The sequence below is a fragment of the Kitasatospora sp. NPDC059571 genome, from assembly GCF_042735675.1.
In the GTDB taxonomy this organism is placed as follows: domain Bacteria; phylum Actinomycetota; class Actinomycetes; order Streptomycetales; family Streptomycetaceae; genus Kitasatospora.
The window spans coordinates 7,546-8,738 of record NZ_JBHWBW010000337.1; the positions used below are offsets into that span (position 1 = coordinate 7,546).

Below are 1,193 nucleotides of genomic sequence, written 5' to 3' on the forward strand. Positions count from 1 at the left end.
CGCTTCCTCTCCATTCGCGTGCTGTTGCGTCAGTACTGTTTGTGTGTGGGGTTTTTTTAACGCTCCGGTGTTGGGGGGGGGGGGGGGGGCCGGGGGGGGCGGGGGGCGGCCGGGCCGGGCGCCCGCATAGGATTTCGAGCATGACGTGGTTGATCACCGGCGGCGCCGGATACATCGGCGGACATGTGGTGCGGGAGCTGGCCGCGGCCGGCGAGCGGGTCGTGGTGCTGGACGACCTCAGTTCGGGCAGCGCCGGACGGCTGCCGGACGGGGTGCCGCTGGTGGTCGGCTCCACCCTCGACCGGGCGGTGCTGGACGGCGCGATCCGCGACCACGGGGTCACCGGCGTCCTGCACGTGGCGGCCAAGAAGCAGGTCGGCGAGTCGGTGGCGGAGCCGCTGCTCTACTACCGGGAGAACGTCGAGGGCCTGCGGACGGTACTGGAGGCCGCCGTCGCCGGCGGGGTGTCGAAGGTGCTGTTCTCCTCGTCGGCCGCGGTCTACGGGATGCCGGACGTGGACCTGGTGACGGAGGACACCCCGTGCGCGCCGATCAACCCGTACGGCGAGACGAAGCTGGTCGGCGAGTGGCTGCTGGCGGCCGCCGCCCGGGCGTACGGGATCTCGACGGTGTCGCTGCGGTACTTCAACGTGGCCGGGGCGGCCGCCCCGGAGCTGGCCGACGACGGGGTGACCAACCTCGTGCCGATGGTCTTCCAGCGGCTCACCGACGGCCTGCCGCCGCTGGTCTTCGGCGACGACTACGCGACCCCGGACGGCACCTGCGTCCGTGACTTCATCCACGTCGAGGACATCGCCTCGGCGCACCTGGCGGCCGTCCGCCGGCTGGACGCCGCGGACGGGCCGGTCGCGCTGACCCTGAACATCGGCCGCGGCGAGGGCGTCTCGGTGCGCGAGATGCTGGCCGCGATCGCCCGGACCACCGGCCGCGACCTGGCCCCGGAGACCACCCCCCGGCGGCCCGGCGACCCGGCCCGCGTGGTGGCCTCCGCCGACCTGATCCGCAAGGAGCTCGGCTGGTCGGCGCGGTACGGCGTGGACGAGATGATCGCCTCCGCCTGGGCGGGCTGGCTGGCCCGCCACCCCGGCCTGGCGTGAGCCGCCCGGGGGGGCCGGCCCCCCCGGGCGGGGGGGGGGGGGCGCGGGGGCGCGTGAGGGCGGACGGGGGGGGAG

The 1,193-nt window shown here is 75.0% G+C and carries 1 protein-coding gene; it reads left to right on the top strand.

Annotated elements, in window-relative coordinates:
- The first annotated feature begins 140 nt into the window (after positions 1–140).
- On the top strand, positions 141–1,118 hold the full coding sequence (galE, locus tag ACFV0G_RS28505) for a UDP-glucose 4-epimerase GalE (RefSeq protein ID WP_380554072.1): 978 nt from the start codon (positions 141–143) through the stop codon (positions 1,116–1,118).
- Positions 1,119–1,193: the final 75 nt, after the last annotated feature.